Origin of the sequence: Streptomyces sp. NBC_00328 (assembly GCF_036139655.1) — a bacterium.
Classification (GTDB): Bacteria; Actinomycetota; Actinomycetes; order Streptomycetales; family Streptomycetaceae; genus Streptomyces.
The window spans coordinates 9645285-9660763 of sequence record NZ_CP108013.1; the positions used below are offsets into that span (position 1 = coordinate 9645285).

Annotated in this window: 14 protein-coding genes; 11 read left to right on the plus strand and 3 right to left on the minus strand. The window is 69.6% G+C overall.

Annotated elements, in window-relative coordinates; genetic code table 11:
• Positions 1 to 14: 14 nt before the first annotated feature.
• The 8 genes from OG485_RS42600 to OG485_RS42635 are packed head-to-tail and all read left to right on the plus strand — an operon-like array spanning position 15 to position 7800.
• The gene (locus OG485_RS42600) at positions 15 to 1259 is read left to right on the plus strand and encodes a macrolide family glycosyltransferase (RefSeq protein ID WP_328663566.1); all 1245 of its coding nucleotides are present in this window, start codon (positions 15 to 17) and stop codon (positions 1257 to 1259) included.
• On the plus strand, positions 1246 to 1833 hold the full coding sequence (locus OG485_RS42605) for a dTDP-4-dehydrorhamnose 3,5-epimerase family protein (protein ID WP_328663564.1): 588 nt from the start codon (positions 1246 to 1248) through the stop codon (positions 1831 to 1833). Before OG485_RS42600 ends, OG485_RS42605 begins: the two co-directional genes overlap by 14 nt.
• Before the next feature lie 2 nt (positions 1834 to 1835).
• Positions 1836 to 2780, plus strand: coding sequence for an NAD-dependent epimerase/dehydratase family protein (locus OG485_RS42610; protein WP_328663562.1), 945 nt, complete (start codon positions 1836 to 1838; stop codon positions 2778 to 2780).
• Between the two features lie 2 nt (positions 2781 to 2782).
• Positions 2783 to 3664, plus strand: a complete 882-nt coding sequence (gene rfbA, locus OG485_RS42615) for a glucose-1-phosphate thymidylyltransferase RfbA (protein ID WP_328663560.1) — start codon at positions 2783 to 2785, stop codon at positions 3662 to 3664.
• On the plus strand, positions 3664 to 4653 hold the full coding sequence (rfbB, locus tag OG485_RS42620) for a dTDP-glucose 4,6-dehydratase (RefSeq protein ID WP_328663558.1): 990 nt from the start codon (positions 3664 to 3666) through the stop codon (positions 4651 to 4653). Before rfbA ends, rfbB begins: the two co-directional genes overlap by 1 nt.
• The gene (locus tag OG485_RS42625; RefSeq protein WP_328663556.1) at positions 4653 to 6029 is read left to right on the plus strand and encodes an NDP-hexose 2,3-dehydratase family protein; all 1377 of its coding nucleotides are present in this window, start codon (positions 4653 to 4655) and stop codon (positions 6027 to 6029) included. The genes rfbB and OG485_RS42625 overlap by 1 nt, the downstream gene beginning before the upstream one ends.
• Positions 5996 to 7066: a Gfo/Idh/MocA family protein gene (locus tag OG485_RS42630; RefSeq protein ID WP_328663554.1), complete on the plus strand. Its 1071-nt coding sequence runs from the start codon at positions 5996 to 5998 to the stop codon at positions 7064 to 7066. The genes OG485_RS42625 and OG485_RS42630 overlap by 34 nt, the downstream gene beginning before the upstream one ends.
• 53 nt (positions 7067 to 7119) lie before the next feature.
• Entirely contained in the window at positions 7120 to 7800 is a 681-nt protein-coding gene (locus OG485_RS42635; protein ID WP_328663552.1) for an NAD-dependent epimerase/dehydratase family protein, read from the plus strand.
• Between the two features lie 111 nt (positions 7801 to 7911).
• On the opposite strand, the gene OG485_RS42640 is transcribed toward OG485_RS42635, so the two are convergent.
• Positions 7912 to 9111: a macrolide family glycosyltransferase gene (locus OG485_RS42640; protein ID WP_328663550.1), complete on the minus strand. Its 1200-nt coding sequence runs from the start codon at positions 9109 to 9111 to the stop codon at positions 7912 to 7914.
• A gap of 408 nt (positions 9112 to 9519) precedes the next feature.
• Between OG485_RS42640 and OG485_RS42645 the strand changes: the two genes are divergently transcribed.
• From OG485_RS42645 to OG485_RS42655, 3 genes are all read left to right on the plus strand, one after another.
• Positions 9520 to 9807 (plus strand): hypothetical protein, encoded by a 288-nt coding sequence (locus OG485_RS42645; RefSeq protein ID WP_328663549.1) that lies wholly within the window; start codon positions 9520 to 9522, stop codon positions 9805 to 9807.
• Between the two features lie 340 nt (positions 9808 to 10147).
• Positions 10148 to 12781, plus strand: coding sequence for a helix-turn-helix transcriptional regulator (locus OG485_RS42650; RefSeq protein ID WP_328663547.1), 2634 nt, complete (start codon positions 10148 to 10150; stop codon positions 12779 to 12781).
• Between the two features lie 76 nt (positions 12782 to 12857).
• Positions 12858 to 13523: a DUF1707 SHOCT-like domain-containing protein gene (locus tag OG485_RS42655; protein WP_328663545.1), complete on the plus strand. Its 666-nt coding sequence runs from the start codon at positions 12858 to 12860 to the stop codon at positions 13521 to 13523.
• A 74-nt stretch (positions 13524 to 13597) separates the two neighbouring features.
• Here OG485_RS42655 and OG485_RS42660 read toward each other — a convergent pair whose 3' ends face one another.
• Both OG485_RS42660 and OG485_RS42665 read right to left on the minus strand, forming a co-directional pair.
• Positions 13598 to 14371 carry a class I SAM-dependent methyltransferase gene (locus OG485_RS42660; RefSeq protein WP_328663543.1) on the minus strand — a complete coding sequence of 258 codons (774 nt, stop codon included), beginning with the start codon at positions 14369 to 14371 and terminating at the stop codon, positions 13598 to 13600.
• A gap of 53 nt (positions 14372 to 14424) precedes the next feature.
• A complete protein-coding gene (locus tag OG485_RS42665) occupies positions 14425 to 15273 on the minus strand; it encodes a mycofactocin-coupled SDR family oxidoreductase (RefSeq protein WP_328663542.1) in 849 nt (282 codons plus the stop codon).
• Positions 15274 to 15479 lie beyond the last annotated feature (206 nt).

Genomic DNA, 15479 nt, shown 5'->3' on the forward strand with positions numbered 1-15479 from the left:
AGCACGTTCTGTTCATGAGCATGCCCATCGCCGGGCACCTCTTCCCGAACCTGGCCGTGGTCGAGGAACTGATCCGCCGGGGGCACCGGGTCAGCTTCGCGACCGGGGAGAGCCAGGCCGAGGCCGTCCGGCACACCGGTGCCGACGTCATCACGTACGGCTCCTCCTTCGACGACGTCAAGAAGCTGAACCTCACCCAGGACCGGGACGGAGCCAACACCCCCCTGACCGTGCTCAAGGACGGCACCGCGATGCTGGAGGAGGTCAAGGCCCGGCTGGCCGACGACCGGCCGGACCTTGTCCTCTACGACATGCTCGCCTTCCACGTCGGCCGCGTACTGGCCCGCACCTGGGGCGTGCCGGCCGTGCAGCTCAACCCCATGTTCGCAAGCAACGAGCACTTCTCGCTGCACAGGGCCATGCACGACGCGCCGCCGGCGGCCGACGGCGGGCAGGAGGAGCAGAAGCCGCAAGCCCTCTCGGCCGGCATGGGGGAGTGGTTCGCGGCGCTCGCGGGACTGCTCGCCTCGCACGGTGTGGACACCCCGCCCGGTGAATTCCTCACGGCCACCGAGGAGCTGACGCTGGTGTACCTGCCGCGGGAGTTCCAGTACGAGGGCGACACCTTCGACGAGACCTTCGTCTTCGCCGGTCCATGCGTCAACAACCGGATGTTCATGGACATATGGCAGCCCCCTGCCGACGGCCTTCCCGTGGTACTGGTCTCGCTCGGCGGCATCTTCAACGAACTTCCGGACTTCTTCCACACCATCGTCCGCGCCTTCACGGACAAGCCGTGGCACGCCGTGATCACCGTGGGCAACGGCATCGACCCGGACGAACTGGGCCCGCTGCCGGCCAACATCGAGGTGCACCGCTGGGTGTCGCACAGCACGGTGCTCGAACACGCCCGGCTCCTGGTCAGCCACGGCGGCACCGGCAGTGTCACCGAATCGCTGAGCCTCGGTGTTCCGATGGTGGTGATACCCCAGTCCTCCGACACCCGCCCCACCGCCCGCCGGGTCGAGGAGCTGGGGCTGGGCCGTCGCCTGGACCACACCGAACTGGGCCCGGAGCTCCTGATCAAGACCGTGGAGGACGTCGCGGCCGACGGTGAAATCCGCGCCAACGTCGACCGGATGAAGGAGCACATGCGCACCGCGGGCGGCACCGCGCGCGCCGCCGACGCGCTCGAGGCACACCTGCGGCGCGTCGTTGCCGAGCCGGGGAAGGGGGGCAACGCCCATGCAGGTGCGTGAGCTGGCGGTGGCGGGGGCGTTCACCTTCACCCCCGACGTCCACACCGACGAGCGGGGCCTGTTCGTCGCGCCCTTCCAGGAACCCGCTTTCCTCCAAGCGGTGGGCGAACGGTTCTCCGTCGCCCAGATCAACTACAGCCGCTCTGCCCGGGGCGTCATCCGGGGACTGCACTTCACCCGGACACCCCCGGGGCAGAGCAAGTACGTCTACTGCGCGGCCGGGCGGGCCCTGGACGTCATGGTCGACGTACGGGTCGGCTCGCCGACCTTCGGCAAGTGGGACGCCGTCGAGCTCGACGCGGAGTCCTTCGGCGGCGTCTACTTCCCGCTGGGCGTTGCCCACAGCTTCGCGGTCCTGGAGGACGACACGGTCCTCGCATACATGGTCAGCAGCAGCTACGTGCCCGACCAGGAGCTGGCCATCGACCCGCTGGATCCCGAACTGGGACTGCCCTGGCCGCAGTCCGACCCCATCCTGTCCCCCCGTGACCGCGCGGCGGCGAGCTTTGCGGAGATCACCGCGCAGGGCCTGCTGCCGCGCTACGAGGACTGCGTCCGGCAAGAGGAGGCGTAGCGGTGTCCACCACCGGCAGCGCGCCGCGTGTGCGCGTGGTGGTCCTCGGGGCGACCGGCTGCCTGGGCCGGCAGATCTGCGCGACGCTGGCACAGCAGGGCCACGACGTCGTTGCTGTCGCCCGGACCTTCGCACCGCAGGTCGCCGAGCACCGGTTCCTCGCCCGTGACCTGGGGCGCATGACCGGCCCCGAGATCGGGGCGCTGCTGACCGAGGAGCGGGCCGGCGCCGTGGTCAACGCCAGCGGCACCTGGGAACGCTCCGCCGAGGAACTCGACTACGCCCATGTCACGATCCCCCGTCTGGTCACCGAAGGAGTGGCGGCCGCCGCCGGCCGCCCGCGGCTCGTCCACATCGGCACCATCCACGAGTACGGGCCGGTGCCGCCGGGCACCGTCATCGACGAACGGCGCGACACCCGGCCTGAAACGCCCTACGCGCGCGCCAAACTCATCGGAACGCGCACCGTGCTCGAGGCCGCCGCGGCCGGCCGTATCGACGCGGTCACCCTGCGGGTCGCGAACGTCTTCGGCCCGTTCCCGTCACCCAAGAGTTTCCTCGGCACCCTGGCGGCCCGGCTCCGCACCACCGGGCCCGGGGAGACCATCGAGCTGACCCTCGCTCCCGCGCACCGCGACCACGTCGACACCCGCGACGTCGCCGACGCCGTGGGCCGGGCCGTGCGCTGCCGCGCGGACACCAGCGGACAAGCCGTCAACATAGGCCGCGGCGAGGCCCTCGACCTGAGGGACCTTGTCTACGGCATGGTGGCCGCCGCCGGTCTGCCGCCGGAGGCCGTCAAGGAAGGCGGCACGCCGCTGTCGAGCGCCGGAGGCGGCGACTGGACTAGCGCCGACGTCCGCCGCGCCCGGACCCTGCTCGGCTGGTCGCCCCTCCACACCGTCGAAGAATCGCTCAAAGCGATGCTGGATCTAGGTGGTTGGTGAAGATGAAGGGAATCATCCTCGCAGGCGGCAGCGGAACACGGCTGCACCCGCTGACCCACGCCCTCTCCAAGCAGCTGTTGCCCGTCTACAACAAGCCCATGATCTACTACCCGCTGTCCGTGCTCATGCTGGCGGGTATCCGCGACGTCCTGGTGATCTCTGCGCCGGACCAGATCGGCATCTACCGCGCCCTGCTCGGCGACGGCGAGCGGCTCGGCATCAGCATCGACTACGTCGAGCAGGACGAACCCCGGGGCATCGCCGACGCGTTCATCATCGGCGCCGACTACATCGGGAACGACAGCGTCACCCTCATCCTGGGCGACAACGTCTTTCACGGCCCCAACTTCTCGGCGCTGCTCGCCGAGGCCACGCGCGACGTCTCGGGGTGCGTGCTGTTCGGCTACAGCGTCAAGGACCCCGAACGCTACGGCGTCGGTGAGGTCGACACCGAAGGGCGTCTGTTGCACATCGAGGAGAAGCCGGCCCGGCCGCGCTCCAACCTCGCGATCACAGGCCTCTACATCTACGACAACGACGTCGTGGACATCACCAAGAACCTCGCTCCGTCCCCGCGCGGGGAACTCGAGATCACGGACGTCAACACGGCCTACCTGGAACAGGGCCGCGCCCGTCTGGTGGACCTCGGCCGCGGTTTCGCCTGGCTCGACACCGGCACCCCGGAGTCGCTCCTGCAGGCGGGTCAGTACGTCCAGGTGCTCGAGCAGCGCCAGGGCGTCCGGATCGCCTGCGTGGAGGAGATCGCCCTGCGCATGGGCTACATCGACGCGGGGGCGTGCTACCGCATGGGCGTCGCCATGGGCAAGTCCGATTACGGCGTCTATCTGATGGACCTGGCGTCCGGCCGGGAGCAGGGGGAGTGATGAGAATTCTGGTGACCGGGGGAGCCGGCTTCATCGGCTCCAACTTCGTACGCCGCCTGATGAGCGGCGGCTACCCCGAACTCGCGGGCGCCCAGGTGGCGGTCCTGGACAAGTTCACCTACGCCGGCAACGAGGACAACCTCACGCCTGTGGCCGGTCATCCTCAGCTCACGGTGGTGCGCGGCGACATCTGCGACGGCCCGCTGGTGGAAGGCCTGATGGCGGACACCGACCTGGTGGTCCACTTCGCCGCGGAATCGCACGTCGACCGGTCCATCGCCAGCGCCGCGGAGTTCGTGCGCACCAATGTCCTGGGAACCCAGACCCTGCTGCAGGCCGCGCTCGGCAGCGGCGTCGGGCGCTTCGTCCACGTCTCGACCGACGAGGTGTACGGCACCATCGAGCAGGGCTCATGGACCGAGGACGAGCCGCTGCTGCCCAACTCCCCGTACGCGGCGTCCAAGGCGTCGTCGGACCTGCTGAGCCTCGCCTTCCACCGCACGTACGGGCTCCCGGTGTGCGTAACGCGCTGCTCCAACAACTACGGCCCGTACCAGTTTCCGGAGAAGGCCATCCCCCGGTTCATCACGCGCCTGATGTCCGGACAGTCCGTCCCGCTGTACGGGGACGGCCTGCACGTACGGGACTGGCTGCACGTCGACGACCACTGCCGGGGCATCGCCCTGGTCGCCCGGGGCGGAAAGCCCGGCGAGGTCTACAACATCGGCGGCGGTACCGAGCTGACCAACCGCGTCCTGGTCGAGCGGCTGCTGGAGCTGTTCGGCGCCGACCCGAGCCGGATCGAGCGGGTGCCCGACCGGCAGGGTCACGACCGGCGTTACTGCGTCGACATCACCAAGATCTCCGAGCAGTTCGGCTACGCCCCCGCCGTCCCCTTCGAGGAAGGTCTCGCCCGGACCGTGCGCTGGTACGCCGACCGCCGCGACTGGTGGGAGCCGCTGCTCGATCGGGCGGAGGCGGCTGCCTGATGCTGCAGCTCGCGCAGCGCGTCGCGCGCTCCGCCGCGACCCTCGCCACGCCGACCTCTACCCTGGACGGGTTCCGCGCGTGGTGGCAGCGGCAGCAGGCCGCCGACACCACGCGCGTGGAGCGGATCCCGTTCGACGAACTGCGCTCGTGGGCGTTCGAGAGGCAGACGGGCAACCTCGTTCATGACAGCGGGAGTTTCTACACCATCGAGGGCCTGCGCGTGCACCGGGACTCCGGTCCCGTGCCGGCCTGGACGCAGCCCATCATCCACCAGCCGGAGATCGGGATACTGGGCCTGGTCGCCAAGGAGTTCGACGGCGTCCTGCACTTCCTGATGCAGGCCAAGATGGAGCCGGGCAACTTCGGCGGGCTGCAGCTGTCCCCGACCGTGCAGGCCACCCGCAGCAACTACCGCCGGGTGCACAGCGGGAGAGCCGTCTCGTACGTCGACTACTTCACCGGCCCGCGCCGCCCCCGCGTACTGGCGGACGCCCGCCAGTCGGAGCAGGGCTCGTGGTTCTACCGCAAACGCAACCGCAATGTCGTCGTCGAGGCCACCGGCGATGTCGACGTCCTCGACGGCTTCCGCTGGCTCACGCTCGGGCAGTTGCACCACCTGCTGGAGTTCGACGACCTCGTCAACATGGACTCACGCAGTGTGCTGGCCTGTCTGCCCTTCGCCTTCGGCGGCACGGCGGACGGGCCCGGGGAGGTGAGCACCGAACTGCTCAGCTGGATCACCGACGCGCGCACCCGCCACGACGTGACTGCGGAGCGGATCGCGCTGTCGCAGGTGACCGGGTGGAAGACGCTGCCCGACCGCGTCACGCACGACGGCGGCGCCTTCTTCGACATCATCGCCGTCGATGTCACCACGGAGGGTCGCGAGGTCCGCAGCTGGACCCAGCCCTTGCTGTCGCCCCGAGGTGTGGGCGTCGCCGGCTTCCTGGTCCGGCGAACCGAGGACGGCCCGGATGTGCTGGTCGGCACGCGCGTCGAGGCCGGCTCCGCCGACGTCCTGGAGCTGGGGCCCACCGTGCAGTGCACGCCTGAGAACTACGCGGCCCTGCCCGCTGCTCCCGAGATACCGTTCCTGGACTGTTTGGTGCAAGCCCCGAAAGACCGGATCCTCTTCGACACGGTGCTGTCCGAGGAGGGCGGCCGCTTCCACCACGCCCGCAACCGGTACATGCTCGTGGAGGCACCCCCGGACACGGAACGCCACGCGTCCCCCGACCACCGCTGGGTCGCGGTGAGCGAGCTGGCCGGACTGATCCGGCACAGCCACTACCTCAACGTCGAGGCCCGCACCCTCATCACCTGCCTACAGAAGGTGCTCACGTGCTCGCCGACTCCGCCGCAGTACGACCTCTGACCGTCGGCGTCCTTGGGACGTCCTCCTTCGCCGGCCGGCGGATGGTGCCCGCGCTCCACGGCTGCCCCGACACCCGGCTCGCCGCGGTCGCGGGCCGGGACGCCGCGCGTGCGCGGCGGACCGCCGCACAGTGGGGCTGCTCGTCCCACGCCGGCTACGAGGAGATCCTGAGCCGCCCGGACATCGACGCCGTCTACGTACCCCTGCCCAACTCCCTGCACCACACCTGGGTCCGGCGCGCTCTGCACAGCGGCAAACACGTGCTGGCCGAGAAGCCGCTGACCACCGAAGTCCACACGACCACGGAGCTGTTCGCCCTCGCCGCCGAGCGCGGGCTCGTGCTGCGGGAGAACTACGCCTTCGAGCACCACGACCGTCACCGGGCGGCCAGGGCCCTCGTCGAGCAGGGAGGCATCGGGCAGATCCGCCACTTCAGCAGTTCGTTCTGCATCCCCTCGCTGCCCGCGGACAACATCCGTCACCGTCCGGACCTCGGGGGAGGGGCGCTCCTGGACGCCGGGGTGTATCCGGTACGGGCGGCCCAGTACTTCCTGGGAGACGAACTGACCGTGGCCGGTGCCGTGCTGCGGTGGGATCCGGACTACGGTGTCGACATCGGCGGCAGCGCGCTGCTGCGCTGTGCGGACGGTGTCACCGCTGCGCTGACGTTCGGGTTCGGGAACCGGTACGGAGCCGAGTACGAGCTGTGGGGCAGCGCCGGGCGGCTGGACACGCAGCACGCCTTCGCGGTGGGCGCCGACGACGTGCCGCTCCTGCGGGTGGAGGACGAGGACGGGGTTCGGCGCACCGCGCTCGATCCGCAGGACCAGTACCTGGCCGTCGTGGCCGCGTTCGCCGCGGCGGTGCGTGGGGCGCAGGCGTCCGGAGCGGACCCGGGCCACGAGGTCACGGCGGCCAGGGCGCGGCGTACGGCGGAGCTCGTCGCACGGATCGCCGACCTGGCGCGCACCGTGACCGAGGAGCCGACGCGCGAGCCGGCCGGGGCAGGGAGAGCGGGGGACCGATGGAGGTCGTAGGCCGTGGGTTTCTCGCACGCAATCTCGCCTCCGTCAGGAACCGGCACGCGTCCGTGACTGTCCTGGCTGCCGGGGTGTCCACCACCCACGCCACCGCGGAAGGGGAATTCGAGCGCGAGCTGGACCTGGTGCGCGAGACGGCGCGCCGCTGCCACCGGACGGGACGGACCGTGGTGCTCTTCTCCACCGCGTCCTCGGCGATGTACGGGACGACGGAGGCCCCGGCGAGCGAGGACACCGTCGCGCTGTCCGCCTCCCGTTACGGCCGGCACAAGCGCCGGGTCGAGGAGGTCGTCGGCGAGTCCGGCGCCCACTGGCTGGTGCTGCGGCCCAGCCATCTGATGGGCGCCGGCCAGCGTGCGCACCAGCTGCTGCCGTCACTGGTGGGCCAGATCCGGTCCGGTCGCGTCCGGGTCCACCGGGGCGCGCACCGCGATCTGCTGGACGTGATGGATCTCGTGGCCGTACTCGACGGCCTGCTGACCGCCGATGTGCGGGACGAGATCGTCAACGTGGCCAGTGGCACACCCTGCGCGGCCGAGGACATCGTGCGGGGCATCGAGCGGCGGCTGGGCCGCACCGCCGTGCACGAGACCGCCGACGGCGTCCGCCAGCGCACCCTGGTCTCCGTCGACAAGCTGCGCAAGTTGCTGCCCGAGGCGTCCGTGGCCGAAAGACTGGGCGGCGAGGGCCACCTCGACCGCCTGCTCGATCGGTATGTGTCCTGCTACTGATCCGGCTGGCCCTGCCCGTCGCCGGGTCGCGCCGTGCTCACGGTAGAGGGCCTGCGGCCGCCGCCTGTGCGAAGGGCAGCGGCCGCAGGCCCTCTCGTGCGAGCGGAGGCTTCAGGCCCAGGACGCCGCGGAGCGCTCCAGGGCATCGGCCGCGCGCGTGGCGCCGCCCGCCCGGCGGACGGGCTCCTGCATGGCGCGCGCCCGGGCCGCGGTCTCCTCGTCGGAGAGCAGCGTGTCCACGGCGGCACGGAGCTTTTGGTCGGTGAGCTCCTCCGGCGCGATCACCTCGCCGAGACCGAGCTCGATCACCCGGCGGCCGGTCGGACGGTCGAGGGGGCTGTGCGGCACCATGACCATCGGTACGCCGGCGCTGAGCGAGTCCATCACACTGCCCATGCCTCCGTGGGTGACGAACGCCTTGGCGTGTTCGAGCACGGCGACGTGCGATATCCAGCGGTGCGCCTCGATGTTGGCGGGCAGCTCGCCCAGTTCTGCCGGGTCCATGCTGCTGCCCAGGGTGAGGACCACGTGGAAGGGCGCGTCGGCGAACGCCTTCATGCCGGCGTCGAAGAACCCGGTGACATCGCTGAAGGTGGCCCCGAGCGACACCAGGACGACGGGCAGCCCGCTGGCCGGCGGCTGCCACTCACCCAGGAAGCTCCGGTCGCTGATGCACGGTCCGACGAAGGAGAACCGCTCGTCGAAGCTCTCGCCGTGGATCTGGAATTCCTTCGGCAGGAAAACTAGGTTCGATTGGGCGATGCTGAGGAAGAACTCGTGGAACGGAACGTCCAGTCCGTGCTCGGCCACCAGTTGGTTGATCGCCTCCACCATGACCGGCGGAGCGGCGTAGTCGGCGACACCGCCCTTGTCCGACTCGTCGAAACCGGAGGCGAAGGAGAACTTCTCGTTCTGTGCGAACGCGGGGCACAGCTGGACGGCCGGCAGCCCCCACTTCCGCTCCAGGATGCGGCCGGCGTGCGAGGTGGCGAAGTCGTAGACGACCACGTCGGGCCGGTCGTCGCCCAGCGCCGCATCGACAGTGCGGAGCATGGAGGCGCTCTCGTCGATCAGTAGCGTGAGCATCCGGGAGCCCAGATCCTCGTTGACGCTCTCGAAGTGACTCAGCGAGCGGTATTCGGACGCGTACGGCAGCACCGTGGCCCCGGCGGCACCGACCGGCTCGGACACCTCCTCCCCGGTGACGAAGGTGACGCGGTGGCCGCGACGCGTCAGTTCCTCCACGACGGCCAGATTGGGAAGGATGTGCCCGTGGTCGGGAATGACCAGGAAGAGAAAGTGCTGCGGCATGCGGTGTCCAATCTTTTGGATCGGGAACTGGCGTGCGGCGCATAAACCATTCAAAGGCGCGCCGTTTTGCTTGCGCCGGCTTTGCATGGGCCTGGACGCGGAGTATCAAGATGAACCCACAGTGAAGCTACCGGCGCGGGAGGCGGTTGCCACACCCCTAGCACCCCCTATGGGATGGAGCGGGGGACATGAAGTCAGTGGCGGATTACCTGGGGGCATTGTCTGGAAATCGATCGTTTATGTCGGGCGAACCGCTGAATCTGGTGCCTTTCGGGGAGATCGCTTGACGTCCGGCCATTCGGTGAGTGATGTGTTGGATGCTCACGGTGACCATGACGGTCGGTGGCGTGACCGGGAGCCCCTTGGGGTCGACGCCGTCGACGCTGTCACCTCGATGAAAGATTGGATATGGAAAGCGACGATCTGTGGCGGAACATGCGACCCGTTCATGACGTCGTTGCCGCTATCGAGAGTGATGGCTCGCTGACACTGCGCCACGAGTCCGGGCAGGAGGCCTTTGTGTGCGGTCCCGCCGGGGCGGTGATGTGGATCACTTTGCAGCGCCATGGCTGGCGGCTCGGGGCTGCCGCGCAGGAGCTGGGCCGGCTGTGGTCGATGGACGCGCTCTGGGTCCGTGTCGTGCTCGGCTGCTGGCTGGAGAACCTGCTGGAAGAAGGGCTCGTCATGGAGGTCTGAGCCGCTTCTTCTCCTTGGAGGGAGGCGTCGTCCGGCCTTCCCTTGAGCAGCTTTGAGTGCGCCATAAACTATCTGCGTGTGGTGTATACTCCACGCCCTCCGATGGCTTGAAGGCTTCTTGTTCAGGTCAATGGTTGAAGTGATCGGGGGTGCGCTATAGCATCGCTGGAGCTATGGTGCCGGTCGGCGCGCGTGGTGTCTCATTTGCATCTGCAGGGGGCTGTGGGATGACTGTGAGGTTTGGGCGGGCACGGGTCTGCCGTCGTGCCGCATTCTGATGAATTCGCCGAATGGTGCTGTACTCGCGATGTTCTGAATCGAAATGTCACGGGGGAACGGTATGGCAATTTCCGAATTTCAGGCTGGACGCAAGATATTTGAGACAGTTATCGCTGGTTTCCTGGAGCGACGGTCGGGAGTCGTCCTGATCGAAGGGCCCGCCGGGCACGGCAAGAGCGCGCTGCTGAGGCAGACGGAGAACGCGGCCGCATCCCTGGGCGCCCTGGTCCTCTCGGGAGTCTGCTCGGCCGCCGAACGGGGGACCCCGCTGGGCGCACTGCGGCAACTGCTGGCCGGTGTGCGCGAGGGCCTGCCGGCCGGCTTCCCGGCCCTCGGACCGCAGGCCCCGGCGGGCGTCCACGAGTTCTGCGCACAGATCGACGCCCTGAGCCGACAGCGGCCCGTGGTCCTGTGCGTCGACGATGTTCACCACGCCGACGAGGCGTCGCTCCAGTACCTCGGCACCCTGGCGCACGGCGCGCGGGAGCAGGTGCTCCTGGTCGTGACCAGGTCTCCCTACTTCGACCGGTCCTACCCGGCATCGCTGGACGGAGTGTCGCCCGGGGGCGGGGTCGAGCGGATCACCCTGAAGCAGATGGACGTCGAAGAGGTCGACAGCCTGCTGCGGCGCCAGTCCGGTCTCGCCAGGCACGGCGCCACGCCGCAGGAACTGCGCGACGCCGTCGGCGGCAACCCGCTTCTGGTCAGGACCCTCGTCGACGAACTGCACGACAGAGACCCGGTGGCCCCCGCCGACCCGGTGTCCGGGGCCAGGTTCGCGCGGGCCGTGCTGACCTGTCTGCGGCGCAGCGGCCACGCGGCGAACGACGTCGCCTGCGCCTACGCCGTCCTGCAGAGCGGCCCGCCGCCGGAGGACGTGGCCCAGCTGCTGGCGCTGCCGGTCACCACGGTCACCCAGGCGCTCGCCGCGCTGCGCGCGAGCGGCATCTTCGCGGGCCTTCGCTACCGCCACCCGCGCCTGGCCCGGCTGGTCCTCGAAGGCATGGATCCCGTGGCCCAGGCCCGGCTGCACCGACGCTACGCCGCGCTGCTGCACCGCACCGGCGCCCCCATCGCCGAGGTCGTACGGCACTTAGAGACCTCCCACACGTCGGACGAGTCCTGGACGGACCTGCCCTGGGCAGCGGACCTACTGTGGGAGCACGCGGAGCGGCTCATCGGCGGGGAGCAGCACCGGGAGGCGGCCCGCTACCTCGAACTGGCGCGGGCGGCCTGCCAGGACCCGGGTCTACGCGCGGCAATCGATCTCCGGTTCGCCGCCATCACCTGGCGGTTCGCTCCCGATACGGCCGAGCGCCACCTGGCCGTGCCGCTGCGCATGGTGGAGGAGGGCGGGCTGTCGACCGGCCGTATGGACGTGCTGGCCCGCCTGCTGAGAGCGCAGGGACGGATCTCCGAGGCGCGCCACGTGAGTGCCCGGCTGGCCGGACAACTCGGCGACGTGGACGGCGCCTTCGACATCGCGGCACGCCACGGCGGAGCCGTCCTGTGGGACATGCCCGAGCAGACCGGCGCGGACCTCGCCGCACACGAACACTTCCTCGCGGACAGCACCCTGTCGGAGGGAACGGTGCTGTCCATCGTCCGGGCGCTGCGCGCCCTCACCCTGTCGGACCGGCTGGACCAGGTGCCCGTCTGGTGCGCGCGGCTTTCCGAGGCGGCCATGCAACGCGACGCCCCGGGCTGGGTCTCGCTCTTCGCCACGCTGCACGGCGAGGCACTGCTGCGCCTGGGCGACCTGCCTGGGGCCGAACGGTGCGGACTGCAGGCCAAGGGGGCGCTGTCCGACGGCTGCCGTTCGGTGCTCGCCGGTGCCGCGCACACGCTCCTCATCGGGACCCGCACCGCCATGGGCAGGCACGGCGACGTCGCCCAGATGCTCGACACGCTCGCACCGGAGCTACTGTGCGACACGGTCTTCCGGCCCGGCTACCTGTATGCCCACGGACAGCACCTGATGGCGCTGGGGCAGGCCGCGGCGGCGCTGCACGAGTTCCTCGACGCCGGCCGCCTGCTTACCGCCTGGGCCATGGACCGGCCGCTCGCCCTGCCCTGGCGCACCGACGCGGCCGAGGCGCTGCTGCGGCTGGGCGAGACCCAGCAGGCCGAGCGGCTGATCGAACAGCAGCTCGCCCTGCCCGACGGCCGGCACCCCCGACTGCGCGGGGAGGCCCTGCGGCTGCGAGCGGCCATGGCCGCCACCCCGGAGCAGGGGCAGACGCTGCTGGAGCAGGCCGTCGAGGAACTGCGGCGCGGGGGAAACCGGCTGCAGCAAGCCAAGGCCATGACCGACCTGGGGCGGCTCTTGCAGTCCCAGGGGGACGCGGGCAGTGCCGGTTCCCTCAACCGCAGGGCCTGGAACGTCGCCCAGGCATGTGGTGCCCAGGGCCTGCAGGAAGAGATCCTGCCCGGCCTGACTGTCGCGCCCCAAGCCGGCACCCTCGTGCCCCGGCAGGCTCAACACGACGACAGGGGAGGCAAGTTGAGCGAGTCCGAGCAGCGCGTGGCGACGCTCGCCGCACAGGGCTACACCAACCGGGAGATATCAACCCAACTGTGGGTGACCGTGAGCACGGTGGAGCAGCATCTGACGCGGGTGTACCGGAAGTTGAGCATCAGCAGGAGGCAGGACCTGCCGGCCGACCTGCAGTTGAAGTGCGTGGAAGGCGCCTGAGGCAGGCGCCCCGGGAGCAGTCTCCGTAGTCCGGACAGGTGCGGCGACGACCTATCTGAGCGATTGAGGTGTGGACATGACGGTGGAGTCGTCACAGCCGCGGGAGCCGCGGGCCCTGCGGGTGTCGGATGCCGACCGGGAGCGGGTAGCGGAGGAATTGCGGGAGGCCGTCGCCGAAGGACGCCTTGACATGGACGAGTTCGAGGAGCGGCTCGAACAAGCCTACCGGGCCCGGGTCCACGCCGACCTCGCCCCCCTCACCGGCGATCTGCCCCTGCGGGGCGACAGCGCGGTGGCCCGTCGCAAGGACGGCGGCCCGGTGACCGACTGGCGCTCCCGCATCGGCGGCCGGCGCACCTCGTCCGGTGCCGTCGGCTTCCTCGGCGGGTTCCGCCGCACCGGACGGTGGACCGTGGGACGGCGCTTTCGGGCCCTGGCGTTCTGGGGCGGCGGCCAGATCGACCTGCGGGACGCCGACTTCGAGAGCCGGGAGACCGTGGTGCGCTGCTTCGCGATCATGGGAGGCATGCAGGTCATCGTCCCGCCGGGAGTGGACGTGGTGTCCCGCGGGTTCGCGCTGATGGGCGGCTTCGGCACCCCGGTGCGCAGCACCGTCGACCCTTCGGCACCCCGCGTGATCGTCACCGGGTTCACGTTCTGGGGTGGCGTGGGGATCGCGCGCCGGGCACCGCAGGAGCTTCCGGCCGATCCCCGTACGCAACAGCCGACGCTCGAGGCTTGAGCCGGGGCGGGCGCACGGCCGGTACAGCCCGAGCCCGCGCCCGTCGGTATGCCGAGGCCCGCGGTGGTGCGGCCTCACTCACCCCACTTCATGTAGATCACCGGCGACTCGCGGGTGGACAGCTGCCGCAGCGGGGCGTGGTCCAGGCCGAACACCTCGCGCAGCGCGGTGGTCTCACCCGGCCACTTGGGATGGGCCAGTTCGTCGAAGGCCAGGATGCTGCCCTTGGTCAGATACGGCTTGATGGCCTCGAGCAGCTCCTTGGTCGGCTGGTAGAGGTCCAGGTCGAAGTAGGCCATCGCGATGACGGTCTCCGGGTTCTCGGCCAGGTACCGGGGCACGGTCTCCCGTACGTCGCCCTGCACCACGAAGGAACGCTGGGTGTGACCGAAGACCTCGCCGGCCTCGTGGGCGGCCAGTACTTCGCGCAGGTGCTCCACCTCGCCGTCGGGCACCGCGAACCGGCCCGGCGTCGCACTGGTGCTGACCCGGTCCACGTCCTCGACGTCGGGGAATCCGGTGAACGTGTCGAAGCCGACAATGCGCCGCAGAGAGTTGTACGGCTCGTAGATGGCGCGCAGCGCGGTAAGCGTGGCCAGATGCCGGCCGTGCAGGACACCGAATTCCATGATGGTTCCCGGAATTTCTGGCAGCATCCGGTACAGGGCGTCCATGCTGAGCAAGTCGGCGAGTTGGTGGCGTCGAAGGTACACCGGCAAATTGTCGATCAAATATTTCGGGGGTATCGGGCTTTCCACGAAGAGCTTGGTGAGCTGCTCACGTACATAGCGCTCCTGCTCCGACTCGTGCGGCACAATTTTCGGGTCGGTGAATTTCTTCTCGCTCATGAGGTCCTTTCCTCAATTCGGCTCGGCCCGGAGGCTGTTGACGCGGCGCGATGTTACAGACCGAGCTTGACCTGGGCTCCGCCGTCGATCTTGAGGTGCAGGCCGGTGACATAGCGAGACTCGTCCGAGGCCAGGTACACGACGGCGTGCGAGACGTCGTCCGGGGTGACGTAGGGGATCGGCATCGCCTGGATACCGGTGAAGATCGGCATGGCGTCCTGGAGCGTCGGGGACTCCTTGTCGGGCAGGAACGCCTGGTACACCGCGTCGTTGAGGAGCATCTGTGTGTCGACGTTCGTCGGGTGCACGGCGTTGACCCGGATGTGCTGGGCGGCCAGCAGCTGGGAGAGCGTGTTGACGTACTCGACGAGCGAGTGCTTCGCGAAGCGGTAGCCGGCGAAGCCGGGCCCGGCCTGCGACACGTCGCCGTGCCCCGGCTGGAGTCCGACGATCGAGCCGATGACGACGACGGACGCGCCCTCGCCCAGGTGCGGCAACGCCGCATGCACGGTGTTGACAGCACCGGACAGGTTGATGTCGACGGTCTCGGCCCACGCGGCGATGGGGCGGCCCGCGCCGATGGGCAGGATGCCGGCGTTGGGGACCACGACGTCGAGCCGGCCGAGCTCCGCCACCCCCGCGTCGATCGCGGCCCGCAGCGCGGCACGGTCACGGACATCGGCCCGGTGCGCGGCCACGCGGCGCCCCGTCTTCTGCACGAGACGGACGGTCTCCTGCAGATCCTCGGCGCTCGCCAGCGGGTATTCCACGATGGGAATGTCCTCGCACAGGTCGATCGCGATGATGTCCGCGCCTTCCTCGGCGAGCCGCACCGCGTGGCTGCGCCCCTGACCTCGCCCCGCCCCGGTTATTACTGCTACTTTTCCTGTCAGTCGGCCCATCGGCCCTCCTTTTTCGGCACGGTCCGTGGAATCAAATACGTTCTCATTATTGAGGCGTTGGCAGGGATCGCAACACGCCTCTCACCCCTAAGCATGAGCCGGCCGCCCCCTGAGCGGGAGATAGGGGTGGGGATTGCACCGGGACTCGCATACCGTGACGCCGGGGGTTTACGGACCTTTGTTTCCCAGTACCGGCCCACAGATTT